The following is a 23,129-nucleotide window of genomic DNA, read 5'->3' as shown; positions in this document are numbered from 1 at the left end:
CGTACAGTCATGTATGCACCGTAAACATGAGCGAGTGAGGGAGCTACGTCATGGCGACGACACAGAAGGACACCGTCAAGGTCGACCTCGGCGGCCGATCGGTCGCGGTCCCCAAGGGCGGCCTGTACGACCGGTACCGGATGGCCACCGATCTCGACGAGGTGGCCCGCGACCCCAGGGTCAGCAGTGTGGACTTCTTCCGCAAGCTGCCCAAGACCAAGGTCGACTCCCCCATCGGTCCCACACTCACCCCGAACTTCTACTACCGGATCTCCACCGCCCGGCTGACGACGCTGGCCCCGTCCCGCGCGATCCGCAGCCGCCTTCCCCGGGAGCTGGCCCCGCTGGAGGTCGCGCCGGGGCTCGGGCTGATCTCGGCGATGTTCTTCCGCTACGACGTGTGCGACATCGACTTCTACACCGAAGCCGCCATCGGCATCGCCGTCAAGCCCGCGCGCCACGGCAAGCTCGGCTTCTTCGACCTCGTCGCCGCCCTCAAGAACGACCACCTCGACACCTATGTGCTGTCCCTGCCGGTCAGCACCGAGATCGCGCAGGTCCGGGGCCACGACGGCTACGGCTTCCCCAAGTGGGTCACCGAACTCGACGTCGACATCGACGCCCACCGCACGAGCGCCCGGGTGGCCAACGCCACCGGCGGGACCGATCTGGCCCTCTCGGTGGCCACCCCGGCCCAGACCGTCTACCCGAGCGGCGAGCGCGTCTCCGCCCTCACCTCGTACACGACGGTCGACGGCGCCTGGCACTCGACCCTGAACCAGACCAATGTGCTGTCGGCCGGCACCGCGCTCCTCCCCCGTGACGTCCGGCTCCAGGTCGGGGAGGGCCGCATGGCCGACGATCTGCGTTCGCTCAAGCCGATCCGGCAGATCCAGCTCGACGTCATGACCGAGGGCCAGGCGGCCCTGCACATGCCGGTCCCCACCTCGGTCCAGAGCCGGAAGTAAGGAGCCCCACCATGGTCCCCGACCACGCCGCCACCCCTGCCGCCGCCGCCCCGCCCGCCATCACCGCTCCCGCCGCCGCCCGCCGCACCGTCGGCCTGCCCGCCTGGCTCGCTCCGGACCGGATCGAACGGCTGGCGGCCCACGTGACCGCCGCGCCGGACGCCGCGCGGGTCACCACGAACGCCCCGTACACCGGCGCCCCGCTGGCCGACCTGCCCGTCTCCACGCCCGCGGACGTCGAGGACGCCTTCGCCCGCGCCCGCATCGCGCAGAAGACCTGGGCCGCCACGTCGTTCCGCCGGCGCAAGGAGATCCTGCTGCGCTTCCACGATCTCGTCCTCGCCCGCCAGGACGAGGTGCTGGACCTGATGCAGGCGGAGAACGGCAAGACCCGTCGCGACGCGTTCCTGGAGGTGACCGACATCGCGATCACCTCCCGCTACTACGCGCGCAACGCCGCCAAGTACCTGCAGCCCAAGCGCCGGCGCGGCGCGATCCCGGTGCTGACCCACACCACCGAGCTGCGCCACCCCAAGGGCGTCGTCGCCGTCGTCTCCCCGTGGAACTACCCGCTGAGCATGGCCGCCGGCGACGCCATCCCCGCCCTGATCGCCGGCAACGCCGTCGTCCAGAAGCCCGACACCCAGACCGCGCTCAGCGCGCTGTGGGCCCTCGACCTCATGAAGGAGGCCGGGCTGCCCGCCGGGGTGTGGCAGATGGTGATCGGCCGGGGCAGTTCGATCGGCGGGGCGCTGATGGCGGGCGCCGACTTCATGATGTTCACCGGCTCCACCGCCAGCGGACGCGGGATCGCCCGTGACGCCGGGGAGCGCCTGATCGGCGCGTCCCTCGAACTCGGCGGCAAGAACGCCATGATCGTCCTCGACGACGCCGACATCGACAAGGCCGCCGACGGCGCCGTCGCCGCCTGCTTCCCCTCGGCCGGCCAGCTCTGCGTCTCCATCGAGCGCCTGTATGTGGCCGAGTCGATCCGGGACCGGTTCGTGGAGGCGTTCGTCGCCCGCACCGAACGGCTCAAGGTCGGCGCCGCCTTCGACTACAGCATGGACGTCGGCTCCCTGACCAACCCGTCCCAGCTGGAGACCGTCAGCACCCATGTCGAGGACGCCGTCGCCAAGGGCGCGACGGTCCTCGCCGGCGGCAAGGCGCGGCCCGACCTCGGCCCGCTGTTCTACGAGCCGACCATCCTCACCGACGTCACGCCCGACATGACGCTCCACTCCCACGAGACCTTCGGTCCCGTCGTCTCGATCTACCCCTACCGGGACGTCGAGGAGGCGATCGAGCTGGCCAACTCGACGCCGTACGGCCTCAACGGCAGCGTCTGGTCGGGCAACGGCGCCCGGGGCCGGGCCGTCGCCGCCCGTGTGCACGCCGGCACCGTCAACGTCAACGAGGCCTTCGCCGCCGCATGGGGCAGCATCGACGCGCCGATGGGCGGCATGGGCGACTCGGGGCTCGGCCGCCGCCACGGCGCCGACGGCATCCTGAAGTACACCGAGGCCCAGACCGTCGCCCACCAGCGGGTGCAGGGGTTCTCTCCGCCGCCCCGGATCACGCCCGAAGCGTGGGCCGCTCTCCTCACCGGCGCGCTGAAGGTCATGAAGGCGGCCGGCGTCCGCTGAACGGCGACTCGCGCACGGCCGTGGCCCCGAGCGAGCCACGCCCCTGAGGGGAGGGCGGCCCGTCCACACGACAGGCCGCCCTCCTGGCCTGCCCGGATCTTCGTCCCGTTTCCTTCTCCCGCGTCGATCACCTAACATGTATGCGCCACTTACATCAGGGCAGAACGCAAGCATCGCCGACACAAGAGGGTGTGACCTGTGTCCCCGTCCCACACGTATCACCACGGCGATCTGCGCGCCGCCTGCCTGCGCGCCGCGCGGGAACTGCTGGAGGAGGACGGCAGCGCCGGGCTGTCGCTGCGCGCGGTCGCCCGCCGGGCCGGAGTGTCGGCCACGGCCCCCTACCGCCACTACGCGGACCGCGAGGCACTCGTCTCCGCGGTCGCGGCGCAGGGATACCGGGAGCTGGCCGAGAGCCTGGCCGCGGCCCACCCCTCCCCCTCGACGCCGGACGACCTGGCCGCGGTCGCCGTCGCCTACGTCCGCTTCGCGCTGGACCACCCGGCCCTGTTCCGGGTGATGTTCGCCGAGCCCTGCGACCCGGACAACGAGGAACGGGCCGCCGCGACCGCCGTCATCTCGGAGTACGTCCGCGGGATCGTCCACCGCGCCTTCCCCGGCGTCGACCCCGACGCCCTGTCGACCACCGTGTGGGCCCTCGTCCACGGACTGGCCTTCCTCCACCTCGACGGCAAACTCGACGCCTCCACCCCCGAGGTGGTCGACACCCAGGTCCGCGCCGCCGTCCGCGCCCTGTTCACCGCCTCCACGGCGATGTCGCGGACGACGGCAGCGCCCGCCTGAGGGCGGCCTGCGGTCCGGCTCAGCGGTAGGTGAGCTGGTGGCGCCGGTCGCCGGCGAAATGGGCGTGCTCGTTGAAGGTCAGCAGCCTCGTCCCGGACCCGCCCGCCACGAGGGTGGTGACGGAGGCGTTGACGGTCACGCGGTTGAGGGCGACGACTCCCTCGTACGGCAGCGACAGCAGCGTGCCGCACAGCGCGGCCAGGAGGCCGCCCGAGGTGACGACGACGGCGTCGCGGCCCCGGCCGAGCGCGGCGGTCAGGTCGGCCAGCGCGGCCCGCGCCCCCGCGGCGAAGGCGGACCAGGTCTCGCCGCCGGGCGCGTGCGGGTCCCGCATCCACGCCAGCAGGGCGTGATCGAGCAGGTCCTGCACGGACCGGCCCTCCAGGTTCCGCACGCCCTCCTGCGAGGAGGGGGCGTACCGGGCCAGCAGGGCGAGGTGGTCGTACTCGTTCCAGCGGGCGTCCTGGCGCAGCGGTCCCTTGAACCCGCCCGCGTCCGCGAGGAGTCGCGCCGTGTCGCGCTGGCGGTCGAGGGTGCCCGACACGAGGTGGGGGTCGCGCAGTTCGCGGCGGGCGAGTTCCCGGCCTGCGGCGGCGGCCTGGGCGCGGCCGAGTTCCGACAGGACGTCGTAGTCCTCCGCGGCGGCCGAGGCCTGGCCGTGGCGGACGAGGCAGATGAGCGGCATGGGTGTTCCTGTCCGTCCTCTTGGTCGCTCCCGGTGCGGCGGACGTGCCGAACGGCAGCGCGGGTCACAGTGGTCGGCGGCGATCGGGGCGTCGCGGAAGGCCGGTGCCGTGGGCCGACGTGCGGCCCGGACGACGGTGCCGTCCGGGCCGTGTCGCGGGGACCGACCGGGCCGCGTCGCGGGGGCCGACCGGATCACACGGTACCGAGCGCCGCCCTCAGGGTGGCGACGGCCTGGTCGATGGCGGCCCCGGCCGCCTGGGTCTCGCGCAGGGCGTCGAGCATGACGAAGTCGTGGATGACGCCCTGGTAGCGGACGGCGGTGACGGGGACCCCGGCCCGCCGGAGCTTTCGGGCGTAGGCCTCGCCCTCGTCGCGCAGCACGTCGGCCTCGGCGGTGATGACCAACGCGGGCGGCAGATCCCGCAGTTGCTCGGGGGTGGCGCGCAGCGGGGAGGCTGTGATCCGGGCCCGCTCGGCCTCGTCCGTCGTGTACTGGTCCCAGAACCACTGCATGGCGTCGCGGCGCAGGAAGTAGCCCTCCGCGAACCGGTGGTAGGACTCGGTGTCGAAGGCCGCGTCCGTGACCGGGTAGAACAACACCTGCTGCACCAGCGGGACATCGCCGCGCTCCTTGGCCATCAGCGTCAGCGCGATGGACATGTTGCCGCCCACCGAGTCCCCGGCCACGGCCAGCCGCGTGCTGTCCAGGCCCCTGGCCGCGCCCTCGCGCACGATCCACCGCGCCACGGCGTAGTTCTGCTCGACGGCGACCGGGTAACGGGCCTCGGGCGACAGGTCGTACTCGGGGAAGACCACCGCGGCGCGCGCGCCCACGGCCAGTTCCCGCACCAGGCGGTCGTGGGTGTGCGCGTTGCCGAAGACCCAGCCGGCGCCGTGGATGTAGAGGATCACCGGCAGGGTGCCGGTGGCGCCGGCGGGCCGGACGACGCGGGCCCGGACCGAACCGGTGGGGCCTCCTTCCACGGTGACCCACTCCTCGGCGATCTCCGGCTTGGCGATCTCGCCGGACTGCACCTCGTCCACCGCCTTGCGGCCCTCGACCGGCCCCAGGTCGAAGAGGTACGGCGGATTCGCGGTGGCCTCGGCGAAGGCGGCGGCGGCCGGCTCCAGCACCGGGCTGTCGCTGTTCTCGGACATGAGGTCGCTCCTTCTCGAGCGTGCCGGTGACCGGGAGGCCACCCGTCAGCACGGGAAGAACAGTACAGCGCGATTAGATCGTGCACAACTGAATCGGGCGCAAACACATCGCGGGGGCGTGAAATGTTAGGATCCGAGACGCCGCCGACGCGAGGAAAGCCGAGCCATGGACCACCCCGACGAGCAGGGTTCGCCCGCCAAGCAGGGTTCGCCCGACGAGCAGGGTTCGCTCCTGCTGCAGGACCAGTTGTGCTTCGCCCTGTACGCGGCCTCCCGATCGGTCACCACGCGCTACCGGCCCCTGCTGGAGGAGCTGGGGCTCACCTATCCCCAGTACCTGGTCATGCTGGCGCTGTGGGAGCAGGATTCGGTGTCCGTGCGCGAGCTGGGAGCCTCCCTGCAACTGGACTCCAGCACGCTCTCCCCGCTGCTCAAGCGTCTGGAGGCCGCGGGTCTGATCAGCCGCCGGCGCCGCCCCGACGACGAGCGGTCGGTGGCCGTCACCCTGACCCGGGCCGGCACGGAACTCCGGGAGCGGGCCCGCTCCGTGCCTCTGGCCATCGGCCAGGCGATGGGGCTGACCCCCGAACAGGACGCCACCGCCAAGCAGCTGCTGCGCCTGCTCACCGCCCACGTCAACGCCGCCGGCACGGACCGGCCGGGAAGCAGCTGATCCGCACGCCGCGGGACGAGGCCGCACCGGCGGCCGTGCGCCGAAACCGTCTCCCACCGAGCATCACTCCTTCGGCGCTGCCGCATCACCCGAGCGCGTTCACCCGTTGGCCGAGCCGAGACGTCACCCGGAAGGGTGTGCGCCGGGGGGTGAATTCACTCAAAAGGAGAAGCGCATGCGTGCATTCGACGGGCGAGGCCTCCGCAGGCCCAAGCTCGCCATGGCGGCGGCCGTGGTCGCCGGGACGGTCCTGACCGGCTACTGCGCCGCGCCCGCCGCGGCGTTCGCCCCGGCCGCCGCCGTCACGGGCGGCGGCACCGCCGGCGGCGACACCTCCCACGGCAACGTCCCCTGCGGGATGCCTCCCGTCGCGCTCGACCGCACCACCCAGTCCTTCCTCAACCAGCTCGCCGCGCAGGACGGCAAACCTCTGTTCGAGCAGACGCCCGCGCAGGCCCGCGAGGTCCTGGACAAGCTCCAGGCCGGCCCCGTGCCCGAACTGCCCGCGGACATCAGCGAGAAGACGATCAAGGGCGGTCCCACCGGCGAGGTCTCCCTGCGCATCGTGCGCCCCGCCGGGGTCAAGGGCACGCTCCCCGGCCTCGTCTTCATCCACGGCGGAGGCTGGGTCCTGGGCAACGAGAAGACCCACGACCGGCTGGTGCGCCAGCTCGCGAACGGCGCCCGCGCGGCGGTCGTCTTCGTCAACTACACGCCCTCCCCCGAGGCGCGCTACCCGGTCGCCATCGAGCAGGCGTACACCGCCGCCAAGTGGGTGGCCGAGCACGGCGCCGAGATCGGCATCGACGGCAAGCGCCTCGCCGTCGCCGGCGACTCCGTCGGCGGCGACATGACGGCAGCGGTCACCATGATGGCCAAGCAGCGCGGCGGCCCGGCGTTCCGCGAGCAGGTCCTGCTCTACCCCGTCACCGACGCGGACTTCGACTCCCCCTCCTACCGGCAGTTTTCGGAGAACTGCTGGCTGACCCGCGCCAACATGAAGTGGTTCTGGGACAAGTACGCGCCCGACGCCGCCGTCCGCAACCAGCCGCTGGCCTCGCCCGCCAAGGCCACCACCGAGCAGTTGCGCGGGCTGCCCCCGGCGCTCGTCGTCACCGACTCCGACGTCCTGCTCGACGGCGCCAAGACCTACATCGGCAAGCTGCGCGCGGCCGGCGTGAACGTCCAGCACCTCCACTACGCGCAGACCGTGCACGACTTCATGATGCTCGACGCGCTGCGCGACACCTGGTCGGCCAAGGACGCCGTCGCCAAGACCACCGCCGCCCTCCGTCAAGCCCTCTACGGCTGACGAGCACCGTTCCGGCCGGCCCGAGGCGTCCCCGCGCCTCGGCCGGTCGCCTGTCGGAGGGCGCCCACGGAGGCGCCGTGCGGGTCCCGTGCCGTACGGATCCCGTGCCGTACGGGTCCTGTCCCGCAGGCCCCCGTCCCGTAGGGGCCTGTCCCGTACGGGCCCGTTCAGCGCGCGGCGTTCATCGCGGCGGGCAGCCAGGCGCGGTAGCGGCGCAGGGACCGCCGCTGGTGGCGTCGCTCGGAGAGCAGGGCGCGCGCCGGGTGGGTGCCGGGCTTGGGCTCGCCGCCCTCGGCGAGGCGGCGCATCTGGTTGCGGACCAGGGCCATGCTCGCCGCCGAGGCGAGGGCCTTGTCGGACCAGGTCACCGGCCGCAGGTGCCGGTCGGCCTCCTGGCCCCTGCGCCAGCGCAGGGGAAGATCGGGGGTGACGGCGAGGGCGGTGCCCATGCCGATGACCGCCACGCCGCTGTCGAGGACCCGGTCGGCGGTCTCGCGCCGGGTGATGCCGCCGGTGAGCATCAGCGGGAGGGGGCTGGTGCCGACCAGGTCCTTGGCCAGGTCGAGGAAGTAGGCCTCGCGGGCCTGGGTGCGGGCGTCGGCGGGGCGGCCGGTCATCGCCGGGCTCTCGTAGCTGCCGCCGGACAGTTCGACCAGGTCCACGCCGAGCGGTGCGAGCATCTCGATGACCTGGCGGGCGTCGTCGGCGCCGAAGCCGCCGCGCTGGAAGTCGGCCGAGTTGATCTTCACGGCGACCGCGAAGGACGGGGAGACGGCGGCACGGACGGCGCGGACGACGTCCAGCAGCATCCGGGCCCGGTTCTCCAGCGAGCCGCCCCACTGGTCGGTGCGCTTGTTGACCAGCGGGGACAGGAACTGCGACAGCAGATAGCCGTGCGCCGCGTGGACCTCCACCCCGTCGAAGCCCGCCTGTTCGGCGCGGCGGGCGGTGGTGGCGAACCGGGTCACGGTGGCCTCGATCTGGTCGGGGGTCATGGCGGTGGGGCGGCCGAAGCGGCTGCTGTGCTTGCCCAGCGAGACACCGATATCGGACGGCCCCCACACGACGCCGGGCATGTCGGAGGCGACCTGGCGGCCGGGGTGGTTGATCTGCATCCAGATCGACCCGCCGCCGGACTTGCCGGCCTCGGCCCACTCCCGGAACGGCTCGAGCGGCGAGGCGGCGTCGAGCACCACGCCGCCGGGGCCGGTCAGCGCCTCGGCGTGCACCATGACGTTGCCGGTGATCAGCAATCCGGTGCCGCCGGCGGCCCAGCGCCGGTACAGCGTCAGCAGCTCCTGACCGGGCAGCTGACCGTCGCCGGCCATGTTCTCCTCCATCGCCGCCTTGGCCGTCCGGTTGGGCAGCACCGCACCGGAGCGCAGGGACAGGGGTGAGAACAGCTCGCTGGTCATGAGAGATTCCTTCTCGTCGTGTTCATCGCGTACAATGTGTACACCGTTTACATTAGACCGACGATGTGAGCGCTGCAAACATGAGGGAGTGTGACCTGTGCCGCAAGCGGGTGCGTACCATCACGGCGATCTGCGCGCCGCCTGCCTGCGCGCCGCGCGGGAACTGCTGGAGGAGGACGGCAGCTCCGGGCTGTCCCTGCGGGCGGTGGCGCGGCGGGCCGGAGTGTCGCCGACGGCCCCCTACCGCCACTACGCGGACCGTGACGCGCTCGTCTCCGCGGTCGCCGCACAGGGGTACGAGAAACTCGCCGGATACCTGGACGCCGCGCACCCCTCGCCTTCGACGCCGGACGATCTGGCCGCGGTCGCCGTCGCCTACGTCCGCTTCGCGCTGGACCACCCGCCCCTGTTCCGGGTGATGTTCGCCGAGCCCTGCGACCCCAGCAGCGAGGAGCGGGTCAAGGCGACCGCGGTCATCTCCGAGTACGTCCGCGGAATCGTCCACCGCGCCTTCCCCGGCGTCGACCCCGACGCCCTGTCGACCACCGTGTGGGCCCTCGTCCACGGACTGGCCTTCCTCCACCTCGACGGCAAACTCGACGCCTCCACCTCCGAGGTGGTCGACACGCAGGTCCGCACCGCCGTCCACGCCCTGTTCACCGCCTCCACGACCCTCGCGGGCACGGCGGCGGCGCCGTCGGAACCCGCGAAGTAGAGCAAGGCCCGGCGGGGGCGGGGGCGCGCGCCGCCGGATCGCCGCGGGGGCCCCGGGTCGCCGAGGGGGCCCGGGTCGCCGAGGGGGCCGCAGGCCGCCGAGGGGGCCGCAGGCCGCCCCTTTCGATGAGCTGTGCGCCCTTTTTGCGGAACCTTGGCGTCCACTGTGGCGAATATGATCTTGTCATGATCAGATCGAGGAATGCTCGGTCTTCTCGTCCGGCTCCTGCCCTTCTGGGTCCGTGAGCCCTTGCTCATCGTGGTCGGCTCCGTGTTCGGCGTCCGCATCATGTATCTCGCCGTCCACGACCACGACAAGGTCGCGGCCGGTATCGGCACGGTGTTCCTGGTCTTCACGGCGATCCGCGTCGCGGGCGTGGTCCGCGCGGTGCGCGCACGCCGGAACCGGGGTTCGGCCCCGGCCCTGGCCTCGGTCCCGGTCCAGGGCCCGGTCCCTGCGGGAGCGGCGCCGCACCCGGGCCCCGTTGTCCAGGCGAACGCCGCCCCTGAGAGGGCCGTTGCGGAGAAGGGCGTTCCGGCGAGGGCCGTCCCGGAGGCGGCTCCGCAGCAAGCGGCTCCGGAGAAGGAGCCCAACTGGTGGCTGCAGGCCCTCGCGGCCGTGGCCGTGTTCGCGGCGATCGGGGTCGCGCTGTGGCTGGTTCCGGACCGGCTGACGTCCGCCGACAGCACGCCGAAGGCCGCCTCGTGCGCGAGCGGAGAGACCGAGGCACCGCCGAAGGCCTACCGCGAGAACCCCCGCGCCGTCACCGGGGACGAGCTGTGCGAGGCGCTCAACCGGCCGGACCTGGCCCAACTCCTCGGTACGCCCGGAGAGATCGCGGACACGGCCTCGGGCAGCAACGGCACCGCGCCCCTCACCGACGAGAAGGTCGCCCTGCCGGAGGCCAAGGTCACGTTCGACACGTACTCCGTGAACCTCTCCGCCACGTACAACCATCTGACGACCGCCCAGTACGTGAAGCTGATGAAGTTCGGCGACGAGCAGGACGTCAGGACACTCACCGTCCTCGGCCGGCCCGCCGTCCTGTCCTCGGACCACACCATGAAGATCGAGATCAGCCTCGGCGGCGGCGTGACCGGGGGAACCGGCGGACCGGTCGAACAGGGGCCCCTCGCAAGGACGTTGACCGTCGCCCTCGACCGCGAGGACCGGGGCGGCCACTACGACATCACCGTGTGGAGCGAGTCCGGGGCCCTCCCGGACGACAGCCGCCTCTCCGCGATCGCCGAGAAGGTCATTCCGGCGATCCCCGAACGACCCGCTCGCCAGGACGCCGGGAACTGAGCGAAGATCGCGTCATGAAGAGGACGGCAGAAGGGGCGGCGGCGCCCGGTACGACGGGGACCGTCGTCTGCCGGGTGGCGCGTCCGGAGGACGGTGAGGCCGTCGCCGGGATCGACACGTCGTTCACGACGGACTCGGTGTTCGAAGTGACCGGCGGGGACGGGGGTTTCAGGGTCGTCGAGACCCGGGTGGAGCCTCCCGTCCACAAGGTGTTCCCCGCCGACGACGCCGACGGCGGCGGTGAGGACGCCGAGGGCGGCCCCGGGCCGGGCCGGACCGTGGTCGCCCTCGACGGAGGCGAGGTGTGCGGCTTCGTGACGGCCTCCTTCGCCCCGTGGAACAGACGCCTGACCATCCGCGACATCGCCGTCGCCCCGGCGTGGCGCGGCAGGGGCGTCGGACGGGCCCTGATGCGTCACGCCGTCGGCTTCGCGAAGGAGTGCGGGGCCGCGCACGTGTGGCTGGAGGTCAGCAGCGTCAACGCCCCCGCCGTCCACGCCTATCTGCGGGCGGGCTTCGTCCTGTGCGGACTGGACACCTCGCTCTACGAGGGCACGGAGTCGGCGGGCGAGGTGGCGCTGTTCATGTCCCGCCGGGTCGACTGACCCCGGCCTCCGCCCACCCTCCCCGCTCCAACTCCCTTACGCGCGGCCCGCGTTCCGGGGCCGGCCCCTGTCACCCGTCCCGGACCGCCCGCGCCGGACGAAGACCGAGATCGCCTGCGTCGGACGAAGACCAGGATCGCCCGCGTCAGACGAGGACCGAGATCAGCAGGGCCATCAGCAGTCCGCAGACGCTGACGAGGGTCTGGATCGCGGTGTGCGACTTCGTCGCCTGGCCGAGGGTCATGCCGAAGGACTCCTTGACCAGCCAGAAACCGGCGTGGTTCACGTAGTTGAGGCCGATCGAGCCGGCGCCGATCGCGACGACCAGCAGGGAGTTCTGCACCCCTCCGTCACCCGCCATGGGGGCGAGGATGCCGGTCGCGGCGACGATGCCGACCGTCGCCGAACCCGTGGAGAAGGACAGGACCAGGGCGATCAGCCAACCCAGCAGCAGGAGGTTGAGGTGTGCCCCGGTGGCGGCCGACTCCACGGCCTTGCCGATCCCGGTGTCCTCCAGCACCTGGTTGAACGCGCCACCGCCCGCGATGATCAACAGGATCCCGGCCACGGACTTGATGGCCCCGGTCAGCGACTCGCGCACCTTCTCCGGCGCGTGCCCGCTGCGGTAGCCGAGCGCGAACAGCGCGAACAGGAACCCGGCGAACATCGCGATCACCGGCTCGCCGGTGAAGGTGAGCACATGCCGCACCGGGCTCGACCCGGCAAGCGCCAGTTCCGCGACGGTGCGCAACAGCATCAGCACCACGGGCACCAGCACCGACGCCAGGGCCCAGCCCAGCGCGACGCCGCCGGTCCCCCCGGCCCCCGCCGCGCCCGGCCGCGCGGCGCCGCCCGCCGTCGACGACGTGTCCGCGTCCTCGGCGGCCCCCGCCACCCCGGTGAACTGCGCGACCAGCTCCCGGTCGGGGTGCACGGCCAGGCGCGGCGCGATCCAGCGGCCGTACAGCGGGCCGGAGACCACGATGGTGGGCACCGCGCAGATCAGGCCGACCAGGATGGTGGTGCCGAGGTCGGCGTGCAGCCCCTGGACGCCGATGAGCGGGCCGGGGTGCGGCGGCACCATGCCGTGCAGCGTGCACAGCGCCGCGATGGTGGGGGCGGCCAGATAGACATGGGCCGAGCCCTTGATCCGGCCGTCGGCCTGGAGTCTGCGCGCGACGCTGAAGATCAGCGGCAGCAGCACGATCAGCCCGACCTCGAAGAACATCGGGATGCCGATGACGAACGCGGCCCCGGCCATGTACCAGGGCAGCGAGCCGGTCCCGGCGCGGTCCACGATCACCCGGGCGATCCGCTCGGTGGCGCCCGAGTCCGCCAGCAGCCGGCCCAGCATCGCGCCGAACGCCAGGGTGATGCCGACGTTGCCGAGGATGTCCCCGGCGCCCTTCTCCACCGAGTCCGCGATCTGCTCGGTGGACAGGCCCGCCACCAGCGCCACGCCGATCGACACGGCCATCAGCGCCACGAAGGGGTGGAACCTCAGCCGTGAGTTGATCAGCAGCACCAGGACGCCGATCGCCGCCGCGAGGGTGGCCAGCAGCAGCCACGCGTGGCCCGTCACGGCCGCCGCCCGGCGGTCGCGGAGGTGCGGAGCACGCGGTGTACGGGACGACGTACCGGGCGTAGGGAGGCCGTGCCCGCCGGGAGGGGGCCGCGGTCGGAGGCGGTGAGGGGGCCGCGGTCGGGTGCGATGTGGGGGCCGCGGTCGGGGGCGATGTGGGGGCTGCGGTCGGGGGCGGTGCCGGTGCGTACGGTGCCGTCGCGCCACGCTGCGCACGGTATGAGCATGTGTTCTCCTGCGGTTGCGGCTCGTGCCGCGACGCCGCCGGCGCGGCCCTGCAGGCGCCGGACCGGGTCGGCCCGGCCGCGCCCCGTGGGGGCGTTCCGGTCGCGTCGCGTGTGTCCCAGCGGGGAAGCTATGCGCCGGACCCGGCGGCTTTGAAGCATGCGCGCGTTACCCGCGAAACCGCCTTTCCGCGAGTTGTGCGCATTGTGCTCACCGCTCGGCGGGGGAGCTACCGTAGGGCCGGTGAGACCCGCACCGCCCCCGTCCGCCGCCGGCCGCCCCCATGGGCCGTCGGCGCGTCGGCGGCGCCGGGCCTGGCCGCGCCCGCGCCTGCGCCTGCATCTGCGTCTGCGCACCCGTACGGTGCTGTTGCAGTGCGCGGTGGTCACCCTGGTCGTGAGCACCGCCTTCGGCGCCTTCGCGTACGACAGCGAGCAGCGCCTCACCCGCGAGTACCAGCAGCGGGCCCTCGCCGTCGCCCGGACCGTGGCCGGGGAGCCCGCCGTGCGCGCGGCCGCGGACCGGTGGTCGGCCGCGGCCGAGCGGCCCGGCGGCGGCGCCGCACACGTGTCCCGTGCCGTCCTGGCCGACAGCCCGCTCAACGCGCGCGCCGAGGAGGTGCGGCGCGCGGCCGGCGCGCTGTTCGTCGTCGTCACCGACGACCGCGGCATCCGGCTGACCCACCCCGACCCCGCGCAGCTGGGCCGCCCGGTGAGCACCGACCCGTCGGTCGCGCTCTCCGGGCACGAGGAGCTGGCCCGCCACCACGCCCACCTCGGCGAGGAGGTGGTCGCCAAGGTCCCGGTGCGCGCGCCGGGCTCGCGCGAGGTGGTCGGCGAGGCGAACGTCGGCGTCTCCGCCGCGGCCGTGCGGGCCGCGCAGACGCGGGTTCTGCTCGGCGGCGTGGGCTGGCTCGTCGCGGCGCTGCTGGTCGGTCTCGCCGCGTCCGTGCTGCTGGCCCAGCGCTGGAAGCGGCTCACCCTCGGTCTCGAACCGGAGGAGCTGGCCACGCTGGTGCAGGAGCACGAGGCCGTGCTGCACGGCATCGGCGAGGGCGTCCTCGCGCTGGACGCCGGGGACCGGGTGACGGTCGCCAACGACGAGGTGCGCAGACTGCTCGGCGTGGACGCGGCGCCCGGCACACCCGTCGCCGAGCTGGATCTGACCCCGCGGGTGCGCGCGGTGCTGCGCACGCCGACCGCCGGGCGCGCGGTGATGGCCGTCGTCCGCGAGCGCGTCCTGGTGGTGTCGGCGCGGACCGTGCGGCGCGAGGGGCGCCGGCTGGGCACGCTCCTGACCGTCCAGGACCGTACTGCGGTGGAGTCGCTGACCCGGCAGCTGGACGCCGTACGCACCATGAGCGGTGCGCTGCGGGCGCAGCGGTACGAGTTCGCCAACCGGCTGCACGTGCTCTTCGGGCTGCTGCGCTCCGGGCAGGCGGCCGGGGCCACCGGCTATCTGGAGGCCCTGCTCGGCTCGGGGCCGCTCGGCGAGACCCTGCCGGATTTCGACGACAAGGCCCTGCGGGACTCCTCGCTGCGCGCCTTCCTGTCCGCCAAGGCGGCCGCGGCGCGGGAGCGCGGGGTGACGCTGGTGCTGGGCGGCGGCACCTGGGTGCGCCGGACCGTCACCTCGCCCGTCGATGTGACCACGGTCCTCGGCAACCTCGTGGACAACGCCGTCGACGCCGCGCGGTCGGGGCGCCGCGTCCCGCGCCGGGTGGAGGTCGAACTCATCGGCGTGGACGACGAGTTGCTGATCACCGTGGCCGACAGCGGGGACGGTGTGGACCCGGCGCGGCGCGCGGACCTGTTCGAGGAGGGGGTCTCCACGAAGGAGCCGGACTCCGCCGCCCCGACCGGGCGCGGCATCGGGCTCGCGCTGGCCCGCCAGGTCGCCCGCGCCCGCGGCGGCGACCTCCGGCTCACGGACCCGGGCGCGCCGCCGCAGGCCGCGACGGGCGACGGGGCGACGGCGGACGGCCCCGGCGCGAGCGGCGACGCGCCCGGTGACCTGGTCGACGGCGCGGCCGGTGACACGGTCGGGGACGCGATCGGTGACACGGTCGCGGGCGCGGCCGGCGGTCCGGACGACCGGGTCACCGGCGGGGCCGTCTTCGTGGCCCGCCTGCCCGGGGTGCTCGCGGACGACGAGGCCGTCGCCGCCGGGGCCGACGAGGACGCTCCCGGGACCGGGGACGGCCCCGGCGCGTCACCCTCCGGTGCGGGCAGCGGTTCGGGTACGCCCTACGGAACCGCCCCGATCCCCCGCCCCGGCACCAGTGCCGAAAGCGAGAGCAGGACCGAAACCGAGACCGAGACCGGGACCGGGACGAGGCCCGGGACCGGAACCAGGACCAGGCCCGGTGCCGGAACCGAGACCGGGACAGGGACCGGGACCGGTTCCGGGACCCCTACCCCTACCCCTACGGAGGCGGGCGCCCCCCGGCCCTCCTCCCCCGCCCGCCCCGACCTCCCTCCGGAGTGCGTCACGTGAGCACCAGCCCCGCGGCCGCGGCCGCCGATCCGGGGCGGCCGCTGTCCGTCCTGGTCGTCGACGACGACTTCCGGGTCGCCGGTCTGCACGCCGACGTCGTGGCGCAGACGCCGGGCTGCGCGGTCGCCGGCACGGCGCACTCGGCCGGTGCGGCGCTGGCGCTCCTGGAGCGGGCCGAGTCCCCGGTCGACCTCGCGCTCGTGGATCTGTACCTGCCGGACCGGCCGGGGCTGGAGCTGCTGCGGGCACTGCCCTGCGACACGTTCGTGCTCAGCGCGGCGGCCGAGGGGCGTACGGTGCGCACGGCGCTGGCGGCGGGCGCGCTGGCGTATCTGATCAAGCCGTTCCCGCCGGACGAGCTGGGCCGGCGGCTGCGCGGCTATGTGCGCTACCGGCAGCTGACCGACGCGGACACCGTGGACCAGCGGACCCTGGACGACGCGCTGGCCGCCCTGCGCGGGACCGGGGACGGCGGTCGCCGGACCGCGACCGCCGCGCAGACCGTGACCCGGGAACTGGTGCTGCGCGCGGTCCGGGAGGCCGCCGGTCCGCTGTCCGCCGGTGAGGTCGCCGCGATGATCGGCGTCTCGCGCGCCACCGCGCAGCGGTATCTGGCCGACATGGTCGGCCGCGGTGCGCTGCGGATGCGTCTGCGCTACGGGGTGGCGGGGCGGCCGGAACAGGAGTACCGCGAGCCCTGAGGCGTAGCGGGGGCAGGTCCCGGAGGGGCAGCCCTGCCCGGCGTCCGGGAACTGGCCCGTACCGCCTCGCCGAACCGGCGGCCCGCCGCTTCGCCCTGCTGGGCGACTCGCGCGAACCGCGCCCCGCCGGGGCGGAGCCCGACCGTCCGACGGCCCCGGGCCGGCACCTCGGCACGCTGCGGGAGCAGGGTTTCGCGGAGGCGCGGCAGGGGTGGTGCTCGGCGAGCGACGCGCTGGTGGCGGCCCTGCGCTGAGCGACGAGGCGGCCGGGCGGGCGGTGGCCCCTCCTGCGCGGACGGCCTGTGCGCCCCGTTCGCTCCCCGCGCATTCAGTACGTAGTCGGGTCCGGCCGGTGCGGAGTTCCCGGCCGTGGACCGATGGCGTGGGAAGGCGCGTGCTGCGGGGCGGGCGGCGCGGCGCGGCCGGGCGGGACTGCTAGCTTCGCGCACCTGGTCGGAGGTCGGCGCCCGGAGCGCGGGCGGGCAGGGAGGCAGTGGTGGCGAAGGCGAGCAGGGCTTCCGGCAGGGCGGCCGGCGCCGCGGTCCGGCGCCGCAGTCTTCTGGCGCTCGCGGCGGGCACGCCGATCTCGGCGGCAGCCTGCACCCGCACCGGCGCCGCCGGGCAGGGCACACCGCGACAGCCCGGGGCCGCCGCCCGCCTGGTCGCCGTGCCCCGGGAGCAGCGCGACATCGACTGGCTCAGAGCGGCCCTGCACGTGGCCGTGGAGATCGAGTTCGCCACGATCCCGCCGTACCTGTGCGGCTGGTGGTCCGTCAGGAACCGCAAGACCGACGCCGCCCGGCTGATCCGGCGCATCGTGTCCGACGAGATGTACCACCTCGGCATCGTCTGCAACCTGCTGGCGGCCCTGGGCGGACGGCCGCGGATCAAGGAGGCGGCGCCCGTCTACCCCGGTCCGCTGCCGGGCGGCGTGCATCCGGGGGTCACCGTGTACCTGTCCGGCCTGACCAGGGAGCTGGTGCGGGACGTGATGATGGCCATCGAGGCCCCCGCGGCGCCGCTCACCGGCCGCGCGCACGACGCGATGAGCATCGGTCTGTTCTACGACGAGCTGCTGAAGGCGTTCCGGGCGCTCGCGCCGGAGCTGTCCACCGAACGGCAGTTGCACGAGCGGATCGGCGAGGACACGCTGCGGCCGGTCGGCAGTGCGGCGGACGTCGAGCACGCGATCGAGATCATCAAGGACCAGGGCGAGGGCACCGCCCGCTCGCCGTCCGACGGCCAGGAGGACGGCCACATCGCGCACTACTACGCGTTCGCCGAGATCCACCACGGCCGTCGGCTGCGGGAGACCGACGGCGAGTGGCGCTTCACCGGAGCCCCGGTGCCCTTCCCCGACACCCGGCCCATGGCCCGCGTCCCGGCCGGCGGCTGGGACCGCCCGCCGGCCGGGGCCCGGCGGCTCCTGGACGACTTCGACACGACGTACACCCGGCTGCTGGAAGCGCTCGACACGGCGTGGGCGGAGGGCGACCGGCACAGCCTGCGCACCGCCGTACGGCACATGCGCAGGCTGGAGACCCCTGCCGTGGAGCTGATGGAGACCCCGATCCCGGGCGCCACCGACCAGACCTACGGCCCGCAGTTCCGCCTCCGCTGACCGCCGGCCGCACCGCCGTTCGCCTCAACCGCGCGGCGGACGCATCGATTTGGTCCGGAACCCACCGGTGTACGCGTTCGAGGCATATGGTGGTCGAGCCGCTTTCAGCTGTGTGTGTCCGCGGTGCCCGCTCTGACGGCCGTCTTCGGTGAGGGAGTTTCCGTGTCCGACTTGGTGCTACGGCAGGGCGATGTCGTCGAGGTCGAGTTCGACCGCCCGAGTGCCGCCCTCGCCCAGGAGCTGGCCGAACCCGGGGGGCTCCCCGACGAATTGGCCCGGGCCGCACGGGTTCTGCCGCCGCGACGGGAGATCGGTGAGGACTTCACCGTCGGCGCGCACCTGCTCGAATTCGCGATCCTCGTGGCGGGCGGGATCACAGCGGACGGCTTCATCCAGCTCGTCAAGAGCGCCGTCTCGGCCCGCGCCCGCAAGCACGGCGCCGAGACGCGGGTGGAACAGCTTCGTCGTGCGCCCACGGACCTGACGGTCCATCTGGTGGTGCGTCTCGAGGATGCCCCGGCGCAGGCCGGTCCCGACGGCGACTCCGACGACGACGCGGAGAGCGACGTGCCGTGAGCGGCGGCGCCCTGGTCCTGGAGGTCGCGGAGTCCGGCTCGCGTGTCGCCGAACTCGCCGGCCGCCGACTGCCGCGTGCGCCGCTGCATCAATGGCCCGGGCTCGGCGGCAGGCTGGCGCTGCGCGTGTCCGACCTCTTGCGGGCGAGGGCCTTCGGCGACGAGCTGACGTCCGACGAGGACGCGGACGTCGCGACCTACGGTCGTGCTCTGTGGGCGTGGTTGACTCAGTCCTTCCCCGCCGACGACGTGACGGCGTTTCTGGCCCAGGACGAGCCGACCGTGCTCGTCCGGGGGCTGGACCGGGCCCGCGAGCCGTTCTGGGAACTGCTCGACACAGGCGAACCCGCTGCCCCCCGGTGGTTCGCGTTGGGCGGTTCCGTGGTGCGCGTACCGGCGTCGCGTCCCACGGCGACGCCCCGCCCGGACGCGTGCGACGCGCTCCTGCTGACCGCACGCCCGTACCTGGACGACGATGTGCCCTTCGACGTGCCCATCGCCGATGTGGCCACGCATCTGCATGAGTCGGGTCATGCACCGCCCGCGTGGCTGCCCGGCACGTCACGCGCCGCGCTGCGGCGGATCCCGGCGCCCGCCCACCGGTATTTCCTGATCCACGCGGACATGCACGGGACTCGGCTGGAGTCGGCCGATCCCGATCAGCTGGGCAGTCGGCTCGTGCCGCACCTGGTCCTGGAGTCCGAGGCCGGTCCGCAGCCGCGCACGGTGGGCGCGGTGCTGGACGACCTGCCCGTCGATCCGCCGGTCGCGCTGCTGCTGACCTCGTGCGAGTCGGACTCCACCGACCTCGAACTCGGCGACACCGTCCACGGGCAGGCCTTCCGGCGGGGCGTGGACGTCGTGATCGCCTCGCGGCGCCGGTTGACCCCGGACGAGGTGCGGCTCTTCTCCACCGGCTTCTACCGGGTGCTGGCGGACGGAGGCACGCTCACCGGCGCGGTGGCGGAGGGCCGCAGAACACTGCACCGCGCCGTCGCGCCGGCGCCCGCGGGGCCGTCCGCGCGGATCGGCAGCTTCGCCTGGGCGAGCTTCGCCGTCTACGCGGTCGACGACGGCACCCAGCCGCAGAACGCGACGATCGCCCGGCCGTGGCGTGCCGCGGGCGACGCGGCGCCGCCGTCGGCGCCCTCATTGTTCGCCCGGCCGGCCACGGGCCGTCGCCTGGCCGTGGTGCAGGTCGCCGACGCACAGGAGGCCGACCGGTGGCGGCAGCGGCTGACCTGGTGGGCCGGTGCTCTCGTGACGCGCCCCGGCGTGATCGAGGCCCCCGCTCCGGCCGATGTCTCCGCCGGGCTCGAAGAACGTCGGGAGGACGGTCACGACCCCTCCGCTCCCCTGATCCGGTTCCATGACTGGACGGGGCTCACCCGCCCGGAAACGATGCTGGACCGCGTCGCGGAGGGCCACATGCCGCTCGTCGCCCTGGATCGCGTCCTCGGCGCCGGGCGGGAACGCCGGGAACTCGACGTCGTGTTCGTCATGTGCAGCCCACGGCTGCTCGTACGATCGTCCCTTTCGCCGGATCTGGTCCTGGTGCCCGCGCCGTCGTGGAGCCGTCAGGAGTTCGACGCGCTGCCCGACCCGGCGCGGCCGGCCGCGTCCCGGGAAGCAGAGCCTTCGGGCGCCGACCGGTTCGACCGGCTGCTCGACGTACTCCTCGGGCGAAGCGGTCCGCCGGCGACGGACCTGTTGTCCGGCCTGCGGTCCTGTTCCTCGGGTTTTCTGCGCAGCGACCGTCACCGCCCGTCGGAGGCGGGTGGTGTGTTCGACGCGCTCGACCGGTTCGCGAACCTGGCGTGGCGGGTGGGGCTGGCGTGGCGGGTGTCGGCGGGCGACCTGGTCTTCGACGTCTACCATCCGGGGATCGTGGCGGCCGTGCACCGACGGATCCTCCGGTCGGCCGATGCGGGACAGACGCCCTGGTACGACTGGGTGTTCCGCGTCGCGGCCTGTGCGCCGGACCTCGTGTACGACTCCTCGTCCAGCCTCGCGCTGCCCGACTACCGCACCCTCGAGGACCGGCTGCGCCGCCCGGAGCGGATCTTCGGCCCGGACGCCGCCGCCGTGAGCCTGCGCAACTACTGCTTTCACGCCATGACCGAGTCGGCTGCCGGGCGCGTCGCGCGTCAGCCGTGGCCCCACGCGTGGGACGAGGTCGGCGCCCGGGACCGCCGCCGGCTGGAACGCGTACAGGCCGAGGTCGACCGCGCCGCCCTCGCCCGTGCGGCAGCAGGGCCGCAAGCCCGGGAGACCGGCACGCCCGTACCCCGGGCCGTCGTCCTGGAGCTGAACCGCGCCGACAACGCGTGGCGTCCGGCGGACAGCGAGACGGCGGCGCGGATCGCTCGTTCGGTGGTCGACCTGACCGCTCAGTCCCAGGCCGACCTGGCCTCGCTGATCGTCAACAACGGCTCGTACCGCAGCGCGGGGCCGCTGCAGGTACGTCAGGCCATGGAGATGCACATCGGCGCGATGCTGCTCAGCGGCGCCTTCGACCGGGACGCGGTCGAGCGCGTCCTCACCCTCTTCCCATGGCCGGAGGAACGCGGCCACTTCCTGCTCGACCTCGCCGCGCAGCTGACCCGGACGGGCCTTGCCGACGAGGCCGCGCCGTATCTCGCGGACGCGCTGGGCCTGTACATGGCCATGGACGGTCCGCACAACACCGGGCATTGCGTGGAGATCCTGACCATGCAGGCGCGCGAACACCGGCGCAGGCATGAGACGTCCCGGTGGCAGGGCGCGGTGGCCCTGGCCTCGCGGCTCTCCGACACACCGCACTGGAAGACCTTCGCCCGGCATCTGGACGCGCTTCTGGACGAGATCAGGCGCGGTGAGGACCTCCCCACCCATCTCCGGCTGACCGCCCGGCTCCTGCGGACCCCCTCGGACACCCTGCCGCCCTGGCTGATCAAACAGCGCTGCCTCGCGCTGATGGACTCCGGGCGCCACGCCGAGGCGGAGAGGCTGCTCGCCACGGCGGATCTCACGGAAGCGAACCCGCGCACCCGCTCGATCCTGGACCTGCTCCGCGTGGGCTGCCTGCTGCGGCTCGACCGCCACGACCTGGCGCTGACGGTCGTCGACGAACTGCTGACGCACGCGACCGACACGGTCCTGGCCGATGCGCGCTACCTACGCGGCGACATCCTCGACAGACGCGGCGAACACGACGCCGCGCTCGCCAACGACCGCGTCGGCAGCACGGTGCCCGGCGGGGGTGCGTACGCCGACCGCTGCGCCTTGCGGCTGTGCCTGCGACTGCTCCGCGCCGAGGACTTCGAGGGCTGCGTCGCCCTGGCGGACGAACTCCTCGCCAAGCGTGTCTTCCCCGTCTCGCTGACCGCCTGCGTCTACGCGGCCCGGGCGCTCGCCCTGTCGGATGCGCCGGTGGAGCGGCTGCGGCCGTACGTCGTCATCGCGTGCTGGAGTCCCGATCTCGACGCCTCCAGGAGCATGCGGGCCGCTCTGTGGCACACCGGTGCGAAGGATCTGGTCGAGAGCGTGTGGACCGAGGTTCTGGAGCAGCAGACCGCGTGGATCCTGGGGCGGCGCGTCGACGTTCCGGATGTGGTGACGGTCTCCGCCGCGAAGTTCCTGGCCGCCCGCAGCATGAGTTCCGTCGAGGTCGTGCAGGACGTGCTGGACGCGGGCCCCGTCGACCCGGGCGGGTTCCGGGCCGACGTCATACGCGAAGAGGTCCGGCCCGCCGTCGCTCTCGCGGACGACCTGTGGGACCAGGGGCGGCTCCACGAGGCCAGGGTGGTGTTCGAGTCGGTGACGGCGATCCTCGACCGCGAGTTCTTCGCCGACGACGTCGCCGCCCGCTCGGAGTTGATCGGAGCGGCCTACGCGGTCGCCACCCTCAGCAGACGGCTCGGCGAGACCGAACGTGCGATCGAGTGGGCGCAGCTCACCCTGCGCCTCATGCCGGACCGGCAGGAAGACCTCCCGGACCGCATATGGAAACGCATCCAGGATCAGCGCCGGCTCTGCTACGACCTGCTCGGCAACGCCCACTACGACCAGGGCCTGTTCAAGGCGTCGTACCTCTTCCACAGCCAGGCGCTGCTGCTCGCCCTCGGCCTTCCGCCCCGAAAGTACGCGCAGAACGAGATCGCCTCCCTCGTGCACGGCCTCGAACAGCCCTCCTGGGAGGTCGTGCACTGCCTCGGCAACTGGGGCAACAGCATCGGGAAACTCGCCGGCTCCAACTACGCGTTGGTCCGCTATGTGTCGGCCGTCGCCGCGGCACGGCTGGAGAAGCTCGACGCCTACGCGCGCGATCCGGACAAGGCCCATGTCCTGAACCTCGTCGTCTCCTCGTTCAGGGCCCCGCCCGACGACCTGGAGGACGACGACGAACTCGGCCACGCGCTCGTCCGGATCCGTGACGCCCTGGCCGCCGCCGGCCGGTCCTGATCCTCGGCGTCCGCACCGCGGCGCCCGGCAGCCGCCTGGAGCGCCCCGCCCGGTGTCCCCGCGCCACACCTCACTTCGCGCGGAGCACCCCGCCGCCGGCCGGTGCGGTGCCGGACCGGCCCCGTCCGGACGGACCGCGCAGATCCGCCGTGGTGGCGCCCACCGCGGCGACGGCGGCGAGGCAGAGCAGGCCGCCGC

The 23,129-nt window shown here is 73.5% G+C and carries 17 protein-coding genes; 13 read left to right on the top strand and 4 right to left on the bottom strand.

Features of this window, described 5'->3' with window-relative positions:
• Positions 1-50: 50 nt before the first annotated feature.
• From K7787_RS01120 to K7787_RS01110, 3 genes are all read left to right on the top strand, one after another.
• Complete coding sequence (locus tag K7787_RS01120; RefSeq protein ID WP_223000146.1) at positions 51-968, top strand: acetoacetate decarboxylase family protein; 918 nt, start codon at positions 51-53, stop codon at positions 966-968.
• A gap of 11 nt (positions 969-979) precedes the next feature.
• Positions 980-2,614 (top strand): succinic semialdehyde dehydrogenase, encoded by a 1,635-nt coding sequence (locus tag K7787_RS01115; RefSeq protein ID WP_247720419.1) that lies wholly within the window; start codon positions 980-982, stop codon positions 2,612-2,614.
• A gap of 198 nt (positions 2,615-2,812) precedes the next feature.
• Positions 2,813-3,418 carry a TetR/AcrR family transcriptional regulator gene (locus K7787_RS01110; RefSeq protein WP_223000145.1) on the top strand — a complete coding sequence of 202 codons (606 nt, stop codon included), beginning with the start codon at positions 2,813-2,815 and terminating at the stop codon, positions 3,416-3,418.
• A gap of 19 nt (positions 3,419-3,437) precedes the next feature.
• Here the strand turns inward: K7787_RS01110 and K7787_RS01105 are convergent, their stop codons facing one another.
• Together K7787_RS01105 and K7787_RS01100 are read right to left on the bottom strand one after the other, a co-directional pair.
• Entirely contained in the window at positions 3,438-4,103 is a 666-nt protein-coding gene (locus tag K7787_RS01105; protein ID WP_223000144.1) for a histidine phosphatase family protein, read from the bottom strand.
• Positions 4,104-4,297: 194 nt separating this feature from the next.
• A complete protein-coding gene (locus K7787_RS01100; RefSeq protein ID WP_164388130.1) occupies positions 4,298-5,263 on the bottom strand; it encodes an alpha/beta hydrolase in 966 nt (321 codons plus the stop codon).
• A 166-nt stretch (positions 5,264-5,429) separates the two neighbouring features.
• On the opposite strand from K7787_RS01100, the gene K7787_RS01095 reads away from it, so the two are divergent.
• Positions 5,430-5,936 (top strand): MarR family winged helix-turn-helix transcriptional regulator, encoded by a 507-nt coding sequence (locus K7787_RS01095; protein ID WP_247720418.1) that lies wholly within the window; start codon positions 5,430-5,432, stop codon positions 5,934-5,936.
• 175 nt (positions 5,937-6,111) lie between these two features.
• Complete coding sequence (locus K7787_RS01090; protein ID WP_247720417.1) at positions 6,112-7,248, top strand: alpha/beta hydrolase; 1,137 nt, start codon at positions 6,112-6,114, stop codon at positions 7,246-7,248.
• Between the two features lie 167 nt (positions 7,249-7,415).
• Here K7787_RS01090 and K7787_RS01085 read toward each other — a convergent pair whose 3' ends face one another.
• Positions 7,416-8,663, bottom strand: a complete 1,248-nt coding sequence (locus K7787_RS01085; protein ID WP_223000143.1) for an NADH:flavin oxidoreductase/NADH oxidase family protein — start codon at positions 8,661-8,663, stop codon at positions 7,416-7,418.
• 97 nt (positions 8,664-8,760) lie between these two features.
• Between K7787_RS01085 and K7787_RS01080 the strand changes: the two genes are divergently transcribed.
• The 3 genes from K7787_RS01080 to K7787_RS01070 all read left to right on the top strand — a co-directional run bounded on the left by K7787_RS01080 (position 8,761) and on the right by K7787_RS01070 (position 11,288).
• Complete coding sequence (locus K7787_RS01080; protein ID WP_223000142.1) at positions 8,761-9,378, top strand: TetR/AcrR family transcriptional regulator; 618 nt, start codon at positions 8,761-8,763, stop codon at positions 9,376-9,378.
• Between the two features lie 201 nt (positions 9,379-9,579).
• The gene (locus K7787_RS01075; protein WP_223000141.1) at positions 9,580-10,683 is read left to right on the top strand and encodes a DUF6215 domain-containing protein; all 1,104 of its coding nucleotides are present in this window, start codon (positions 9,580-9,582) and stop codon (positions 10,681-10,683) included.
• A 14-nt stretch (positions 10,684-10,697) separates the two neighbouring features.
• Positions 10,698-11,288: a GNAT family N-acetyltransferase gene (locus K7787_RS01070; RefSeq protein WP_223000140.1), complete on the top strand. Its 591-nt coding sequence runs from the start codon at positions 10,698-10,700 to the stop codon at positions 11,286-11,288.
• Positions 11,289-11,433: 145 nt separating this feature from the next.
• Here the strand turns inward: K7787_RS01070 and K7787_RS01065 are convergent, their stop codons facing one another.
• Positions 11,434-12,870: a GntP family permease gene (locus K7787_RS01065; RefSeq protein WP_050790938.1), complete on the bottom strand. Its 1,437-nt coding sequence runs from the start codon at positions 12,868-12,870 to the stop codon at positions 11,434-11,436.
• Between the two features lie 468 nt (positions 12,871-13,338).
• Here K7787_RS01065 and K7787_RS01060 point away from each other — a divergent pair, with 468 nt between their 5' ends.
• The 5 genes from K7787_RS01060 (at position 13,339) to K7787_RS01040 (ending at position 22,931) form a co-directional block, all read left to right on the top strand.
• Positions 13,339-15,591 (top strand): sensor histidine kinase, encoded by a 2,253-nt coding sequence (locus tag K7787_RS01060; RefSeq protein ID WP_308036268.1) that lies wholly within the window; start codon positions 13,339-13,341, stop codon positions 15,589-15,591.
• On the top strand, positions 15,588-16,292 hold the full coding sequence (locus K7787_RS01055) for a response regulator transcription factor (protein ID WP_223000139.1): 705 nt from the start codon (positions 15,588-15,590) through the stop codon (positions 16,290-16,292). The genes K7787_RS01060 and K7787_RS01055 overlap by 4 nt, the downstream gene beginning before the upstream one ends.
• A gap of 496 nt (positions 16,293-16,788) precedes the next feature.
• Positions 16,789-17,913, top strand: a complete 1,125-nt coding sequence (locus K7787_RS01050) for a ferritin-like domain-containing protein (RefSeq protein WP_223000138.1) — start codon at positions 16,789-16,791, stop codon at positions 17,911-17,913.
• Positions 17,914-18,075: 162 nt separating this feature from the next.
• Positions 18,076-18,489 (top strand): hypothetical protein, encoded by a 414-nt coding sequence (locus tag K7787_RS01045; protein WP_308036267.1) that lies wholly within the window; start codon positions 18,076-18,078, stop codon positions 18,487-18,489.
• Complete coding sequence (locus K7787_RS01040; protein ID WP_223000136.1) at positions 18,486-22,931, top strand: hypothetical protein; 4,446 nt, start codon at positions 18,486-18,488, stop codon at positions 22,929-22,931. The genes K7787_RS01045 and K7787_RS01040 overlap by 4 nt, the downstream gene beginning before the upstream one ends.
• The last annotated feature ends 198 nt before the right edge of the window (positions 22,932-23,129 follow it).

It is taken from the genome of Streptomyces sennicomposti, from assembly GCF_019890635.1.
Lineage (GTDB): Bacteria > Actinomycetota > Actinomycetes > Streptomycetales > Streptomycetaceae > Streptomyces > Streptomyces sennicomposti.
This window is presented reverse-complemented; position numbering and strand designations above follow the sequence as displayed.